The sequence below is a fragment of the Streptomyces griseorubiginosus genome (assembly GCF_036345115.1).
Taxonomy (GTDB): domain Bacteria; phylum Actinomycetota; class Actinomycetes; order Streptomycetales; family Streptomycetaceae; genus Streptomyces; species Streptomyces griseorubiginosus_C.
Genome location: NZ_CP107766.1, coordinates 5,481,023 through 5,494,889 on the forward strand (window position 1 = coordinate 5,481,023; position 13,867 = coordinate 5,494,889).

The following is a 13,867-nucleotide window of genomic DNA, read 5'->3' on the forward strand; positions in this document are numbered from 1 at the left end:
GCCCCCTCACCAGCCGACGGAGGCACACATGACCACGCAGTACGACCACTCCATGTTCCGCTGGGAACGTGACGCGGACGGCATAGTCACCGTCACCATGGATGATCCCGGCCAGTCGGCCAACACCATGAACGACCGGTTCATCCGCGAGCTCCCCGCCCTGGTCGACCACCTGCACGCCGAGCGCGAGGCGATCACCGGAGTCGTCATCACGTCGGCCAAGAAGACCTTCTTCGCCGGCGGCGACCTCGGCATGATGATGCGCTGCACCACGGACGATCTCGCCGACGTGACCGCCATGCTCGACGGGGTCAAGGAGGCCCTGCGACGCCTGGAGACGCTGGGGCGGCCGGTCGTCGCCGCGCTTCAGGGCGCGGCGCTCGGCGGTGGCTACGAGATCGCGCTCGCCTGCCACCATCGGATCGCCGTCGACCGGCCCCACGTGAGCGTCGGCCTCCCCGAGGTCACCCTGGGCCTGCTGCCCGGCGGCGGCGGAACCACCCGCACGGTCCGCATGTTCGGCGTGCGCACGGCCCTCCAGCAGATCCTGCTCCCGGGCCGGAAGTTCCGCCCCCAGGCCGCTCTCGAGGCGGGGCTGGTCGACGAACTCGTCACCGGACCCGAGCAGTTGGCGGCAGCCGCCCGCACGTGGATCGTCGCGAACCCCGAACCTGCTCAGCCCTGGGACCGGCCGGGCCATCAGATACCCGGAGGCACCCCGGACAGCAAGGAGCTGACGGCCATCCTGCCCTCGCTGCCGGCCGTCCTGCGCAAGCAGACCCACGGCGCCCCCGCCCCCGCCGCCCGCAACCTGCTCGCCGCGGCGGTCGAGGGCGCCCAGGTGGACATCGACGACGCGATGGCCATCGAGTCGCGCTACTGTGCGGAGCTGATCTGTGGACAGATCTCCGCGAACATCATCCAGTCGATGTTCTTCGACATGCAGGCGATCAACCGAGGTGCCAGCCGGCCGGAGGGCTACCCGCCGTACCAGGCACGAAAGCTGGTCGTCCTGGGGGCGGGCATGATGGGCGCCGGGATTGCCCACGTCGGTGCGGCGGCCGGTCTGGAGGTCGTCCTCAAGGACATCTCGCTGGAGGCCGCCGAACGCGGCAAGGGCTACAGCGCCAAGATCCTGGACAAGGCCGTCGAGCGGGGCAGCACCACTCCCGAGCAGCGGGAGGCGATCCTGGCCCGCATCCGTCCCACCGACGACCCGGCCGACGCCGCCGGTGCCGACCTGCTCATCGAGGCGGTGTTCGAGGATCCGGGGCTGAAGCGGAAGGTCATCGAGGAGGCGGCCGCCCATCTCGGCCCGGACGCGGTACTGGCGTCGAACACCTCGACCCTGCCCATCACCGGCCTGGCCGAAAGCGCTCCCAGGGCGGAGGACTTCATCGGGCTGCACTTCTTCTCGCCGGTCGACAAGATGGCGTTGCTGGAGATCGTCGTCGGTGAGAAGACGAGCGACGCCACCCTGGCCAAGGCCGTCGACATCGCGCGGCAGATCGGCAAGACGCCCATCGTCGTCAACGACAGCAGGGGCTTTTTCACCAGCCGCGTCATCCTGGAGTTCGTCAACGAGGCCGTCGCACTGCTCGGTGAGGGCGTGCCGGCGGCGTCCATCGAACAGGCGGCCACCCAGGCCGGCTACCCGGTCGGCGCGCTCGCGCTCGTGGACGAGCTGACCCTGACCCTGCTGCGCAAGATCCGCGAGGAGACGGCCGCCGGTCACCGCGCGGCGGGAAGCGAGAGGCCCGCCCACCCGGCGGCGCCGGTGATCGACCGGATGATCGACACGTTCGACCGCAGGGGAAGGGCTGCGGGCGCCGGTTTCTACGACTACGCCGACGGCCGCAAGACCGGCCTGTGGCCCGGGCTGAAGGACGCCTTCGGCGGTACGAACACCACGATCCCGCTGATCGACATGCAGGAGCGCATGCTCTTCGCGGAAGCCCTCGACACGATCCGCTGCCTCGACGAAGGCGTGCTCCGCTCGGTCGCGGACGCCAACGTCGGCTCGATCCTCGGCATCGGCTTCCCCGCCTGGACCGGCGGTGTCCTGCAGTACGTCAACCAGTACGCCGGCGGCGTGCGCGGGTTCGTGAGCAGGGCCCTGGAACTCACCCACCAGTACGGCGACCGCTTCGCGCCGCCGGACTCGCTCGTCCGCAAGGCGCAGAACGGAGAGGACTACCGATGACCACCGCAGACCAGGCCCGTCCGCTGGCAGGCCGCACGATCCTCATGTCCGGCGGCAGCCGCGGCATCGGACTGGCCATAGCCACCCGGGCCGCCCGGGACGGCGCGAACGTCGTCCTGCTGGCCAAGACCGACAAGCCCGACCCCCGGCTGCCCGGCACGGTCCACACCGCCGTGGCCGAGATCGAGGCCGCCGGCGGCAACGGGCTCGCCGTCGTCGGCGACGTACGTCGCGAGGAGGACGTCACCGCGGCCGTCGAGCAGGCCGTCGCCGCCTTCGGGGGCATCGACGTCGTGGTCAACAACGCCTCGGCCATCGCTCTGGCACCGATCGGGAAACTCCCGCTCAAGCGCTACGACCTCATGCTCGACATCAACGCCCGCGGCACGTTCACCCTGATCAGCGCTGCCCTGCCGCACCTGTACAAGTCCGAGAACCCGCACGTGCTGACCCTGTCCCCGCCGCTGAACCCCGACTCCGTGTGGCTGCACCAGCACGCGCCCTACACGATCAGCAAGTACGCCATGACCATGCTGACCCTCGGCCTCGCCGGGCAGCACCACCCCCAGCCGCTGGCCGCGAACTGTCTGTGGCCCCGCACCACCATCGCCACCGCGGCGGTGCAGAACATCGTCGGCGGCGACGCCGCGATGGCCGTGTCCCGCCGCCCCGAGATCATGGCCGACGCCGCCCACGCCGTCCTCTCCCGCAAGGCGGCCGACTGCACGGGCCACTGCCTCATCGACGACGACGTACTGCGCGACGAGGGGGTCACCGACTTCAGCGCCTACCGCTACGGCGACGCCGCCGAAGCCGACCTCAAGCCCGACCTGTTCCTGCCCGGAGGCGAACATGCCTGACGCCACCCGCACGGTGTACGACGAGGATCACGAGCTGTTCCGCCAGACCGTGCAGTCGTTCATCAAGGCGGAAGTCGCCCCGTACGACGAGGAATGGGAGCAGCGCGGCATCGTCGACCGCTCCTTGTTCCGCAAGGCCGGCGAGGCAGGCCTCCTGCTGTTCGCCACCCCGCAGGAACACGGCGGGGCGGGCATCGACGACTGGCGCTTCAACGCGGTCCTGGACGAGGAGTTCGGCCGCGCCGGCCACGCCTCGGCCGGCCTCGGACTCGCCCTGCAGAACGACGTGGTCGGCCCCTACCTCCTGGAGCTGACCGACGAGGAGCAGCGGAGCCGATGGCTGCCCGGAATGACGTCGGGCGAACTCATCGGGGCCATCGCGATGACGGAACCGGGCACCGGCAGCGACCTGTCCGGCATCGCGACGCGCGCCGTGCGCGACAAGGACACCTACGTCCTCAACGGCTCCAAGACGTTCATCTCCAACGGCCAGAACGCCGACCTGGTCGTCGTGGCGGCCCGCACCTCCGAGGACCGGCATCGTGGCCTCACGCTCTTCGTCGTCGAGAGCGACATGCCCGGCTTCGAGCGGAGACGCAACCTGGAAAAGCTCGGGCTGCACGGCCAGGACACCAGCGAACTGCACTTCACCGACGTACGGGTCCCGGTGACGAACCGGCTCGGCGCGGAGGGCGAGGGCTTCTTCCAGCTCATGCGCAACCTCCCACAGGAGCGGCTCTCCCTGGCCGTCACGGCTGTCTCCGCCGCGGAGGGCGTGCTGGCCCGCACTATGGAGTACGTCACCGAACGCCACGCCTTCGGACAGAAGATCGGAAGCTTCCAGCACAACCGCTTCCTGCTCGCGGAACTCCACACCGAGGTCGACATCGCCCGCGTCTTCGTGGACCACTGTGTCGCCCTCCACACCCAGGCACGGCTGACACCCGTCCAGGCCGCCAAGGCCAAGTGGTGGTGCACCGAACTACAGGTCCGCGTGGCCGACCGCTGCCTCCAACTGCACGGAGGCTACGGCTACATGCGCGAGTACCCCGTCAGCCGCGCGTTCGCCGACGCCCGCATCCAGACCATCTACGGCGGCACGACCGAGATCATGAAGGAGATCATCGGCCGCGACATGGGCCTGTGAGGACGCCGATATGACTGCACCAGTCACCTTCGAAACGACCGACGGCATCGCGCTGGTCGGCCTGTCCCGGCCGACCGTGGGCAACGCGATCAGCCTGCCGATGGCGCGAGAGCTGCGGAACGTCGTCACCGAGATCCGTTCGCTGCCCGACGTCGGAGCGGTGGTCCTGTTCGGACACGGTGAGCAGTTCTCCGTCGGCGGCGACCTCGAAGAGTTCGCGGCGGCGGCCGCACCCGGTGCGTTCCTCGCGGAACTCGCCGGTACCGCGCACGAGGCCGTCCTCGGGTTCCGGGCCCTTCCCATGCCGGTGATCAGTGCCGTCCACGGCGCCTGTGCCGGCGGCGGCATCGGATTCGCTCTCGCCGCGGATCTCGTACTGGCCGAGGACACCGCCCGCTTCGTGGTCGCCTACACCGCCGCGGGGCTCTCGCCCGACTGCGGAGTGTCCTGGACCCTGGCCAGACTGCTCGGACCCGCCCGCGCCAACGACCTGATCCTGACCAACCGGAAGGTCACCGGAACCGAGGCGGAGACCCTGGGGCTGGCCAGCCGCGCGGTCAGGCCCGGCACCGCCTTCGAGGAGGCACTCCGGCTGGCCCGCTCACTCGCCGCCGGCCCCCGTGAAGCATTCGCACGGTCGGTCCAGCTGGTACGCGACGCCCCGGCCACCCCGCTGACAGAACATCTCCGGCGCGAAGCCGAGTCCATTTCCGCTCTGGTCGAGACACCGGACGCCGCAGAGGGCATCACCGCCTTCCTCCACAAACGGCGGCCGGACTTCACCCACACCCCATCGAGGAGCTGACACGCCATGAGCCCTGACGCCACCACCAGTCCCGCCTTCCTGCGTCGCTTCGCCACCGAGTGGCTGGCCGCCTGGAACTCCCACGACACCGAGCAGGTTCTCGCGCTGACGCATCCGGACGTCACCTGGGACGACACCGTCTTCTGGACGGAGGTCATCCACGGCCGAGAGGCCCTGCGGGGCTACATCGACCGGATCTGGCGGGCGATGCCCGACGTGTCCTTCGACGAGGTCCAGCTGTTCACCGCGCCCGAGGACGGCCAGGCGGTCGTCCTGTTCCGTCAGGAGGGCAGCGGCCCGCCCCAGTTGGACGCCTCCCGCCGGTTCTCCACCCACGGCTGCGACGTCTTCCTCGAGTTCACCGACGGCCTGCTCTCCCACTACCTGGCGCAGTACGAGATCAACGACATGATGCGCCAACTGGGCGCACTGCCTCCCCGTAACGGAAAGATCGGAGGTGCCTACCTCCTCTCCCTGCTCGGCGCCGGTCAGGGCTGAGACCGCGCCGAACACGAGGGACTCTCACCCGCAGGCTTCTCGCCGAGCTGATGACGGCTGAGCGCGAGGACCGCGACCGGCGTGGGGCAACCGCCCCCATCCGGGCCGTCACCTCCCGCGGAGAGAAATCCTCGCGCCCGCCGAGCGGTGGCGGGCGCCCGATTCCAACCAATACCCCGGTCGTGCTCGCCCTGGAGAGGGTGCCCCGTCCGCTGATCTCGCGCGGGGCCGACCAGGATGGATAAAGGCCCACCTGGTGACCGACGCTCCCGGCACGGACGGCCGCGGCGCCGGACGCGATGAGTGCGTGCGGTTCGGCCGCAGTGTGTTCCCCCGCGCCCAGCCGCTCCGCTCCGCGATCACCGTGACCGGCACCGTCGGGGTCCGCATCAGCAGGTGCCGCACGACCGGCTCCATCGCGTCCACCGCCGAGCCCTTCGGCGCCCGCCGATACCGCGCCCGGCAAGAGCGTGGCCCAGGGCGTCCTGCGCCTGCGGATCGAGCGCGGTGTCGTGGTCATACCGAAACCCGTCCGCCCCGAGCACATGGCCGGGAACATCGACGTCTTCGAATTCCAGCTCGCCAAGGAGGAGATGAACCGCATCGTCACGCTGGACACCGGCGCCAGGAACCGACCGGGGACAACCCCGTACCTCGATCACGCCGTGACCCCAGCTTGCAGGGGCCTTGACCGTTCCAGGAAAACGCGTCGGCTGGTGGCGTTCTGGGCAACGGCGAAACCGAGCGCGAAGACCTTCTGGCGTTCAAGGCCGTAAGAGATCACGCGGTTGTTCTACATGCTCCTGTCGAACTGGCTGTGTACCGACTCCGAATCGTTGCGGTAAGGGTGGAGCCGCTGGTGGGTGAGAGTGGACTCCGGTATCTGCTGGAGATGTTCGGCGCGGTGGAAGTCACGTTCGCTGTCGCTCTTGACGCGGCGGCCGGTGGCCGGATCCGTGGCCGTACGGTCGCCGGGGGTCGTGGTGATCCCGACCTGTACGCGGTACGGGTGGGCGCCGTGACGGCAGGGGATGAGCAGCAGGTGGTACCAGCGTGACTTCGTGCGGCCCTGCCGGTGTTCCAGGCGGGTGACCGGAACCGGGATCAGAGTGCTCGTGCCGTCGTCGAGGAGGACGCGCTCGGCGATGCGGCCCTGGTCGCACCACAGGTCATGGCGGCAGCGCCCGAAACGCAGGAGCTCGTAGGCCCGGGGTTTGACCGAGCCGTGCTGCTTGTTGATGACCAGCAGCCCGAGGCGGGCGAGGGCGTCGCGGTGGACGCCGCGGAAGGCACCGTCGTAGATGACGCCCATGCAACCGGGAAGCCGACTGCTGAGCTGGGTGAAGGAACGCACGGCGACGGCGGCTTCGTCCTCGTAGTCGCCACCGGCGACATGCCGGACGGCAAGGATGACGCGCTGCCAGTAGCCATCGTCACGCGCCGAGGCGAAGAACCACTTCGTGCCCCTTGCCAGGCGCTTCTCGCCGACGAGGAGCTGACGGCGTTCGGGTCTCACCCAGTTCTGTATGGCACCGTCAGGGAACAGGCCCTGATGCAGGGCCTGTTGAACGGCTCGCTGCTCGAAGAGGTCTTGGAGCAGGTCAATGCTGGGGGCCAGGAGCTTCTCTTCCGCGTACAGGTACTGGCCACGGCTCGGCGGGGTGACCGGCAGCAAGGCTGCTGCAGTGCGTCCGGCGTTGCGCCGTATGGAGGCGCGGACGGCGCGCCACTGCCCGCACGGCCGCACCCAGGACGACGACGAGTTCGAGACCGAGCATGAGACCTACTCCGGTGCGAGGCCGGCCGGCGGTGACGGCTCAGCGGGGTCGGCGGGGACCTTCCTGGTCATCTGGGCAGCAGCCGCAGGGTCGTGGCACGCGCGGCCACCATGGGATCGACGTACGCCCCGCCGAAACGGCCGTACTTGCTGCGGTACGCCGTGTCGATGCGGTCGTTGGTCCCGGGGTCCGGCACCTCGGCGAAGGTGACGTCCTTGTCGACCCCGCCCGAGCGGACGTGGCCCGCGTGGGTCGCGACGGCGGTGCGCCACCAGCCGCCGCGCGTACCGCGGAAGGAGCGGACGTACAGATCGTCACCGTCGCGGACGACCCAGATCGGCACCGGTGCACGCAGCGTGCCGTCGTGCCGGAGCGGGGCCATCTCCAGTTCGTCGGCGGCGGCGACGCGCTCGAGTTCGTCGGCTGTCCAGGTGGTCATGGCAGTCACCTCACGGACGCGGCAGCGTCTTGGCGGAGCGGCGCTCGTCCATGGCCGTGCAGTGACCGCCACGGGACCGCACCAGGGCGATGCCCTCGCCGCGGAGGACCACATCGGCGTAGACGTCGCCGGTGAACCACTCGGCGGGGAGCTTCATGGTCTTCATGGTCGGGGGCTGCTTCAGCAGTTCCATCGTGCGTCTTTCCCTTGGGCGGTGCTGCCGCCGGTGGCGGGCTCAGTCGGACTCTGACTGGTCCGCCTCGTCCACGATCGCCTTGAGCTGGGTCATCGCCGACATGCCGTTGGGCCATCCGGTGTAGAAGGTCAGATGGGTGATGGCCTCGATCAGTTCGTCCTTGGTGACACCGTTCTCCAGCGCCTTGCCGAGGTGGAAGCCGAGCTGGTCGGTCCGGTACAGCGAGGCCAGAGCGGTCACGGTGACGAGGCTGCGGTCGCGCGGGGACAGACCCGGCCGCTCCCAGATGTCGCCGAACAGGACGGTGTCGGTGACCTCGGCGAGCTTGGGGGCGAACTCCTGGATGGCCGGCGGTGCGAACTTCTTCCGTTCCGACATGAGGTGGTGCTCCTGCGTGGATTCGGGTGGGGGGAGGGTGCGGGGCGCCGGTGGAATTCCGCATTCCAGAGGTCGTTCAACGTCCCGGTCACCCGGCACGGCACCGACCTTGTCACTTTCCCGAGGACCCGCAAAGGGGAGAATTCCATCCGGGGAACCGCTTATCCAGGGAGAAATCCCTACCCCCCACCCGGTGGCCGGGCGATGCCACACTGACGTCATGACCGGCGAGGCGTATCCGAAGGAACTGGGAGAATTCCTCAAGGTGTGCCGGGCCCAACTCAGCCCGCGGACCGTCGGTCTGCCCGAGTCCGGGGCGCCCCGGCGGGTGCCCGGGCTGCGCCGGGAGGAAGTCGCTCACCTCGTGGGCATCAGCACCCACGCCTACGCGCGGCTGGAGCAGGGGCGGACCCCCGTGACGGGTTCGGTGCTCGCCGAACTCGCCCGCGTCCTGCGTCTCGACGACACCCAGCGCGACCACCTGTTCGAGCTGACGGCGAGCGGCACGAGCGAACCGCGCCGGCGACCGGTGCAGAGGGTTCACCCACAGCTCAGGCGCATCCTGGACGAGCTGAACACGACCGCCGCACTCGTCCTCGGGCGGCGCCTGGACATCCTCGCCTGGAATCCGCTGGCGGCCGCTCTGCTCACCGACTTCGGCGAAGTGCCCGCGGGGAAGCGCAACTACGCGCGGCTGATGTTCACCGACCCTGCCTTCCGGTCGCTCTGCCTAGACTGGCGGACGAACGCCCGCACCTGCGTCGCCCATCTGCGGATGGAGGCCGCCCGGTACCCCGGTGACCCCGGACTGGCCGCGCTCGTCGGCGAGTTGTCCGTCGCGGACGCCTACTTCCGGCAGTGGTGGGCGGGACGTCAGATGAGCGGCCGGCGGATGGGCACCAAGAGGCTGCGCCACCCGATCGTCGGCGACCTCACCCTCGACTGGGACAGCCTGACCAGCACCGCCGACCCCACCCAGAAGCTGGTGATCGCGACCGCCGACCCCGGTACCCCGTCCCACGACGGGCTGCTGCTCCTGGCGTCCTGGACCGCGGAACCGCACCCGCCCGCACCGGACGCGGCACTCTGAGCGCCGCCTCCGTGGAGGCCCCGGCCCGCTCCTCCCACCGACGGCGGTACGTCCGTGAGCGCCGGCCGCCCCACATCTGCACGGCAGATCGCCACACCGCCAGACCGGCCAGAGCAGCAAGACCGGCCAGACCGCCAGACCGGCGAAACTTCAGGTCGTCGCGTCGGACGCCGTCCGTTTCTGGTCGGCGGCCCAGGAGGCGAGCAGGCGCAGCCCGTCGTGGGAGGGGCTGCCGGGTTCGGCGTTCCACACGATGATGTGCTGGTCGGGGTCCGTGCCGCAGGTGAGGGTGTTCCAGTCGAGGGTCAGCTCGCCCACCACGGGGTGGCGCAGCTTCTTGACGCCCTGGCCGCGCATCGCGACGTCGTGTTCGGTCCACCACTGCCGGAACTGCGCGTCGCGGGCGGAGAGTTCCTCGACCAGGGCGGTCAGGGGCTGGTCGTCGGGGTAGCGCGCGCTCTCCATGCGCAGCTGGGCGATGGCCAGCCGGGTGACCTCTTCCCAGTCGACGTACAGCTCGCGCATCCAGGGTTCGGTGAACAGCAGCCGGACGAAGACGCGCTCCGGCTCGGGGTAGCGCCCGAAGTCGGTCCACAGGGCGGCGGCGAGCTGGTTCCAGCCGAGGATGTCGGTGCACCGGCCGATGACGAAGGCCGGCGAGGCGGTGAGGTCGTCCAGCATGCGCTGCAACTGAGGGTCCACCTGCTGGCGTTCGCGGTACGTGGACGGGCGCACCCGCTCCTTCGCGGCGAGGTCGAAGAGGTAGGTGCGCTGGTCGTCGTTGAGTCGCAAGGCCTGGGCGATCTCGTCGAGGAGGGGCGCCGACGCCTGGAGCCGCCCCTGCTCGATGCGGGTGTAGTACTCGGTGCTGATCGCCGCGAGGAGTGCCACCTCCTCGCGGCGCAGCCCCTTCACACGCCGGCGTGGACCGCCGCGGAGGCCGACCTCGGAGGGGGTGAGCTCGGCCCGGCGGGCCTTGAGGAACTCACCCAGCTCGCTCAGACGCGGGTTGCGGTTCATGACCTTCAGCCTGGCACAAAGGCGGCATCCTGTGGGGGGTACGGATTCCTCCCCTGGCTGAGCGGCGAGGGGCGCGGTAGACCGCCGTCCGGAGCCCCGGGCATCCACCAGCGCTCGTACGACAGCCGCGGGGTGGGAGCCTCAGGCCCCCGGAACGCCGATGATCTTCCGCGGCACGACACGGATGATCACGCGGTCCTCGTCGTGCTTCGCGGCAGGCAGGTCGACGCCGAGGTACTTGCGCCAGAGCTCGCTCAGGAGGCGTTTGCCCTCGTCCGGGACGATCTCGGCGGTTCCCCGGATCTCGACGGCGGTGTGGGGGTTGTCGAGGTCGTAGACCGAGACGCTGATACGGCGGTCGCGGCGCAGGTTGCGCACCTTCTGGCGGTGGTCGAGGGAGGAGAAGAGCACGGTGTCACCCTCGCCCTTGATCCAGACCACCGAGTTCTGCGGGGATCCGTCGGGGCCGATGGTGCCGACGGTGGCGTAGTTCCTGCCGTCGAGCAGGGCACGGACCCAGTCGTCGAGGGCGGGACGGCCGTCCGCGGAGGGGGAGGGAGAGGGGAGGGAGGAGGAAGACGTCACGGGGCCCACCATGGTCGTAAGGATGTGCGGGTGAATCGGTTCGGCGGAGGGCACCCGCCGGGGTGCTCGGCTGCCGGATCAGGACCGCGCTCGCGTCGGTCCGTCAGCTGAGTGCTTTGACGAGTTCCTGGGCGAGGGGTACGGCCGAGTACGGGTTCTGGCCGGTGTAGAGGGTGCGGTCGACCTGGACGTGCGGGGTGAACGGGTCGGCCTCGCGGTAGTCGGCCTTCAGGTCGCCCACGAGACGGTCCTGGAGCAGCCACTTCGCGCGGTCGGCGAGGCCGTTCTGCCGCTCCTCGGCGTTGGACAGGCCGGTCAGCCGGTAGCCGGAGAAGGGGGACGTGCCGTCGGGGCCGATGGTGGCGAGCAGGGCCGCGGGGCCGTGGCAGACCAGGGAGACGGGTCTGCCGGAGGCGAGCCAGTCGGTGAGCAGCCTGCCGGAGGCGGCGTTGTCGGGCAGATCCTCCATCGGGCCCCAGCCGCCGGGGTAGAAGACGGCCACGTAGTCGTCGATGTCCACGTCCTCGATGCGCATCGGGTGCGCCAGCTCGGTGGCCTCGCGCAGGGCGGTGCGCATGCGCTCGGCGCCTTCCTCGCCGCCGTTGAAGTCGGCGGTGAGGCTGAGCGCGTCGGCGGTGGGTGGCACACCACCGGGGGTCGCGGCCGCGATCTCGTATCCGGCGTCCTTGAAGACCTGGTAGGGGCCGATGGCCTCCTCGGCCCAGAAACCGGCCGGCTGGCGGGTGCCGTCGGCCAGTGTCCAGTGGTCGGACGCGGTGATCACGAAGAGGATCTTCGCCATGAGGATTGCTCCTGAAAGGGGTGGGTCCGGGCGGGGGTGGGTCAGCCCTTGAGGGCTTCCTGGAGGACGTGGCTGTCGGCGATCTGGCGCATCCGTACGGCCCGGCCGTCCCGGACGGTCCACAGGTGCAGGAACCGCACGTCGGCCGTGTTCCCGGTCTTCGTCTCGGCGTGGTAGTGGCCGTAGACGAAGACATGGCCGGCGTCGTCCGCGAAGAACTCCTCGGGCACCGCGCCGAAGGACTCGTAGCCCGTCATCTTGCCGAAGAAGTCCGTGGCCACGCTGTCCCAGCCGTGGTAGACGCCGCTGTTCGGGAAGCCGGGGGTGATGTCCCAGACGAAGTCCGGCGCCATCACCTCCTTGGTGACCTCGGGTGACATGCGGGAGTCGTAGACCCGGCGGATGACGGCGAGGCTCGGGGAATCGGACATGGCTGTGCTCCTTGCGGGGGGGGGGAGAGAGAGACGTGGGGTGCTTCTTGCGGGGAGAAGAGGGGTGGTGATCAGGCGGCGAGGGCGGCCCGGCCCGCGCGGAAGATCGCTGCCTGGCGGGCGACGCGCGCGCCGAGGTGTTCCGCGGTGGCGATGTCCGACGGGTGGACGCCCTCGGGGCCGGCGTCGGTGGGGCTCTGCGCGCCGGCGCCCAGGAAGAAGCCCAGCCGGTTGATGTCGTCCTCGCTGCCCTGGGTGGAGTCCCAGCCCGGCAGCAGGCCCAGGCTGATCCAGTGCATGCCGTGCTGGGCGGCGAGGGTGGCGAAGTAGCCCAGCGTGGACGACTTGTCGCCGCTCTTCGCGCCGGAGTTGGTGAAGCCCGCGGCGAGCTTGTCCGCCCAGGCGTGCGGGAACCAGCGCTTGCTGCTGGCCTGGGCGAAGGCGTGGAAGGCCGCGGAGGCGGTGCCCATGTAGGTCGCGGCGCCGAAGACGATCGCGTCGGCGGCGTCCAGCTGCGCCCACTGCTCGTCGGTGATGGTGTCCACGCAGATCGAGACGACCTCGGCGCCGGCTTGGGCGGCACCACGCGCCACGGCTTCGGCGATGACGGCCGTATGTCCGTAGCCCGAGTGAAAGGCGATCGCGACGACGGGCCCGCCGGAATGGGACATGGTGGTTCTTCTCCTTGAATTCTTTCTGCAACAGGATCAAAGAACGGCGAAGAACTTCACCATCTTGGTGAGCGCCTGGTCCATGTACTCCGGAACGTCGTACATGGCGATGTGCGTCGCGCCGTCGACCACGAACAGTTCCTTCGGGCCGTTGGAAAGCTCGTACGCCCGGTCGCTGAACACCTTGGTGTCCGCCTTGCTGCCCGCGATGAGAAGCAGCGGCTGGGTCAGCAGCTGAGGGATCTGGTCGAACGCCGAGAAGGCGTACATCTTGTCCATGCTGGTCAGCAGGAAACGTCCCTTGGAATTCGGGTGCTGACCGCGTGGCGTCCGGTAGTATTCGTATCCCTCACGCAACAGGTCCGGCGTGTTGTCGTCGATCTCCTCCAGCGTCTCCGGGACGAAGGGAGCGTAGGCGGGCTCGGCTCCCCGCGCCTCGGCCGTGCGCTGCCGGCCTACCAGTTCCAGGGTCCTGATCTGCTCGGCCACCGGGGACAGGTGCCCCAGAAAGCCCCGGGACCCCTCGCCCATGGGGGCCGCGCTGACGGTGGCCACCGCCTTGAAGCGGCGTTCGGTCTGCGCCACGCTGATCGCGTAGCCGCCGCCCGCGCAGATGCCGAAGACGCCCATCCGCTCGGTGTCGACGTACGGCAGAGTGGTGAGGAAGTCGGCCGCGCAGCGGGCGTCCTCCACGCGGGTCGTCGGGTCCTCCAGCAGGCGCGGTTCGCCGCCGCTTTCTCCCTGATAGGAGGAGTCGTAGACCACGGTGACGAATCCGTGGGCGGCCAGTCGCTTCGCGTACTCGCCGATGGTCTGTTCCTTCACGCCGCCGGCCGGGTGGATTCCGACCAGGGCCGGGTATTTCTTCGTCTCGTCGAAGTCGTCGGGCAGGTGAAGATGGCCCGCGATTTCTATTTCTTTGTTCTTGAATGAAACGGACTCGACCATCGCGCCTGTCCCCTTT

At 69.6% G+C, this 13,867-nt stretch carries 17 protein-coding genes; 7 read left to right on the plus strand and 10 right to left on the minus strand.

What is annotated here, in order from left to right; all coding sequences use genetic code 11:
• Positions 1-28: 28 nt before the first annotated feature.
• The 6 genes from OHN19_RS24825 to OHN19_RS24850 all read left to right on the plus strand — a co-directional run bounded on the left by OHN19_RS24825 (position 29) and on the right by OHN19_RS24850 (position 6,289).
• The gene (locus tag OHN19_RS24825; protein ID WP_330266303.1) at positions 29-2,203 is read left to right on the plus strand and encodes a 3-hydroxyacyl-CoA dehydrogenase NAD-binding domain-containing protein; all 2,175 of its coding nucleotides are present in this window, start codon (positions 29-31) and stop codon (positions 2,201-2,203) included.
• Complete coding sequence (locus OHN19_RS24830) at positions 2,200-3,063, plus strand: NAD(P)-dependent oxidoreductase (RefSeq protein WP_330266304.1); 864 nt, start codon at positions 2,200-2,202, stop codon at positions 3,061-3,063. The genes OHN19_RS24825 and OHN19_RS24830 overlap by 4 nt, the downstream gene beginning before the upstream one ends.
• Positions 3,056-4,210: an acyl-CoA dehydrogenase family protein gene (locus tag OHN19_RS24835; protein WP_330266305.1), complete on the plus strand. Its 1,155-nt coding sequence runs from the start codon at positions 3,056-3,058 to the stop codon at positions 4,208-4,210. The genes OHN19_RS24830 and OHN19_RS24835 overlap by 8 nt, the downstream gene beginning before the upstream one ends.
• 10 nt (positions 4,211-4,220) lie before the next feature.
• Positions 4,221-5,015 carry an enoyl-CoA hydratase/isomerase family protein gene (locus OHN19_RS24840; protein ID WP_330266306.1) on the plus strand — a complete coding sequence of 265 codons (795 nt, stop codon included), beginning with the start codon at positions 4,221-4,223 and terminating at the stop codon, positions 5,013-5,015.
• Between the two features lie 6 nt (positions 5,016-5,021).
• Positions 5,022-5,513, plus strand: coding sequence for a nuclear transport factor 2 family protein (locus OHN19_RS24845; protein ID WP_330266307.1), 492 nt, complete (start codon positions 5,022-5,024; stop codon positions 5,511-5,513).
• Between the two features lie 470 nt (positions 5,514-5,983).
• Entirely contained in the window at positions 5,984-6,289 is a 306-nt protein-coding gene (locus tag OHN19_RS24850) for a hypothetical protein (RefSeq protein ID WP_330266308.1), read from the plus strand.
• 17 nt (positions 6,290-6,306) lie between these two features.
• On the opposite strand, the gene OHN19_RS24855 is transcribed toward OHN19_RS24850, so the two are convergent.
• The 4 genes from OHN19_RS24855 to OHN19_RS24870 form a co-directional block, all read right to left on the minus strand.
• Complete coding sequence (locus OHN19_RS24855) at positions 6,307-7,029, minus strand: hypothetical protein (RefSeq protein ID WP_330266309.1); 723 nt, start codon at positions 7,027-7,029, stop codon at positions 6,307-6,309.
• Between the two features lie 329 nt (positions 7,030-7,358).
• Entirely contained in the window at positions 7,359-7,730 is a 372-nt protein-coding gene (locus OHN19_RS24860; protein ID WP_330266310.1) for a DUF2255 family protein, read from the minus strand.
• Positions 7,731-7,740: 10 nt separating this feature from the next.
• The gene (locus OHN19_RS24865) at positions 7,741-7,923 is read right to left on the minus strand and encodes a hypothetical protein (RefSeq protein WP_330266311.1); all 183 of its coding nucleotides are present in this window, start codon (positions 7,921-7,923) and stop codon (positions 7,741-7,743) included.
• Positions 7,924-7,965: 42 nt separating this feature from the next.
• Positions 7,966-8,304, minus strand: a complete 339-nt coding sequence (locus OHN19_RS24870; protein ID WP_330266312.1) for a carboxymuconolactone decarboxylase family protein — start codon at positions 8,302-8,304, stop codon at positions 7,966-7,968.
• A 220-nt stretch (positions 8,305-8,524) separates the two neighbouring features.
• Between OHN19_RS24870 and OHN19_RS24875 the strand changes: the two genes are divergently transcribed.
• Entirely contained in the window at positions 8,525-9,394 is an 870-nt protein-coding gene (locus tag OHN19_RS24875) for a helix-turn-helix transcriptional regulator (protein WP_330266313.1), read from the plus strand.
• 150 nt (positions 9,395-9,544) lie between these two features.
• On the opposite strand, the gene OHN19_RS24880 is transcribed toward OHN19_RS24875, so the two are convergent.
• From OHN19_RS24880 to OHN19_RS24905, 6 genes are all read right to left on the minus strand, one after another.
• Positions 9,545-10,414 (minus strand): helix-turn-helix transcriptional regulator, encoded by an 870-nt coding sequence (locus OHN19_RS24880; RefSeq protein WP_330266314.1) that lies wholly within the window; start codon positions 10,412-10,414, stop codon positions 9,545-9,547.
• A 141-nt stretch (positions 10,415-10,555) separates the two neighbouring features.
• Complete coding sequence (locus OHN19_RS24885) at positions 10,556-10,999, minus strand: PPOX class F420-dependent oxidoreductase (protein WP_330266315.1); 444 nt, start codon at positions 10,997-10,999, stop codon at positions 10,556-10,558.
• A 103-nt stretch (positions 11,000-11,102) separates the two neighbouring features.
• Positions 11,103-11,801 (minus strand): type 1 glutamine amidotransferase domain-containing protein, encoded by a 699-nt coding sequence (locus tag OHN19_RS24890; RefSeq protein ID WP_330266316.1) that lies wholly within the window; start codon positions 11,799-11,801, stop codon positions 11,103-11,105.
• 41 nt (positions 11,802-11,842) lie between these two features.
• Entirely contained in the window at positions 11,843-12,232 is a 390-nt protein-coding gene (locus tag OHN19_RS24895) for a nuclear transport factor 2 family protein (protein ID WP_330266317.1), read from the minus strand.
• Positions 12,233-12,303: 71 nt separating this feature from the next.
• A complete protein-coding gene (locus OHN19_RS24900) occupies positions 12,304-12,903 on the minus strand; it encodes a flavodoxin family protein (protein ID WP_330266318.1) in 600 nt (199 codons plus the stop codon).
• A gap of 36 nt (positions 12,904-12,939) precedes the next feature.
• Positions 12,940-13,851, minus strand: coding sequence for an alpha/beta hydrolase (locus tag OHN19_RS24905; RefSeq protein WP_330266319.1), 912 nt, complete (start codon positions 13,849-13,851; stop codon positions 12,940-12,942).
• Positions 13,852-13,867: the final 16 nt, after the last annotated feature.

Excerpts from the sequence above, each read along its gene's own strand:
- OHN19_RS24845 (WP_330266307.1), top strand. The coding sequence starts at position 5,022 with ATGAGCCCTGACGCCACCACCAGTCCCGCCTTCCTGCGTCGCTTCGCC.
- OHN19_RS24865 (WP_330266311.1), bottom strand. The coding sequence starts at position 7,923 with ATGGAACTGCTGAAGCAGCCCCCGACCATGAAGACCATGAAGCTCCCC.
- OHN19_RS24860 (WP_330266310.1), bottom strand. The coding sequence starts at position 7,730 with ATGACCACCTGGACAGCCGACGAACTCGAGCGCGTCGCCGCCGCCGAC.
- OHN19_RS24905 (WP_330266319.1), bottom strand. The coding sequence starts at position 13,851 with ATGGTCGAGTCCGTTTCATTCAAGAACAAAGAAATAGAAATCGCGGGC.
- OHN19_RS24825 (WP_330266303.1), top strand. The coding sequence starts at position 29 with ATGACCACGCAGTACGACCACTCCATGTTCCGCTGGGAACGTGACGCG.
- OHN19_RS24890 (WP_330266316.1), bottom strand. The coding sequence starts at position 11,801 with ATGGCGAAGATCCTCTTCGTGATCACCGCGTCCGACCACTGGACACTG.
- OHN19_RS24840 (WP_330266306.1), top strand. The coding sequence starts at position 4,221 with ATGACTGCACCAGTCACCTTCGAAACGACCGACGGCATCGCGCTGGTC.
- OHN19_RS24870 (WP_330266312.1), bottom strand. The coding sequence starts at position 8,304 with ATGTCGGAACGGAAGAAGTTCGCACCGCCGGCCATCCAGGAGTTCGCC.
- OHN19_RS24835 (WP_330266305.1), top strand. The coding sequence starts at position 3,056 with ATGCCTGACGCCACCCGCACGGTGTACGACGAGGATCACGAGCTGTTC.
- OHN19_RS24895 (WP_330266317.1), bottom strand. The coding sequence starts at position 12,232 with ATGTCCGATTCCCCGAGCCTCGCCGTCATCCGCCGGGTCTACGACTCC.
- OHN19_RS24875 (WP_330266313.1), top strand. The coding sequence starts at position 8,525 with ATGACCGGCGAGGCGTATCCGAAGGAACTGGGAGAATTCCTCAAGGTG.
- OHN19_RS24830 (WP_330266304.1), top strand. The coding sequence starts at position 2,200 with ATGACCACCGCAGACCAGGCCCGTCCGCTGGCAGGCCGCACGATCCTC.
- OHN19_RS24900 (WP_330266318.1), bottom strand. The coding sequence starts at position 12,903 with ATGTCCCATTCCGGCGGGCCCGTCGTCGCGATCGCCTTTCACTCGGGC.
- OHN19_RS24880 (WP_330266314.1), bottom strand. The coding sequence starts at position 10,414 with ATGAACCGCAACCCGCGTCTGAGCGAGCTGGGTGAGTTCCTCAAGGCC.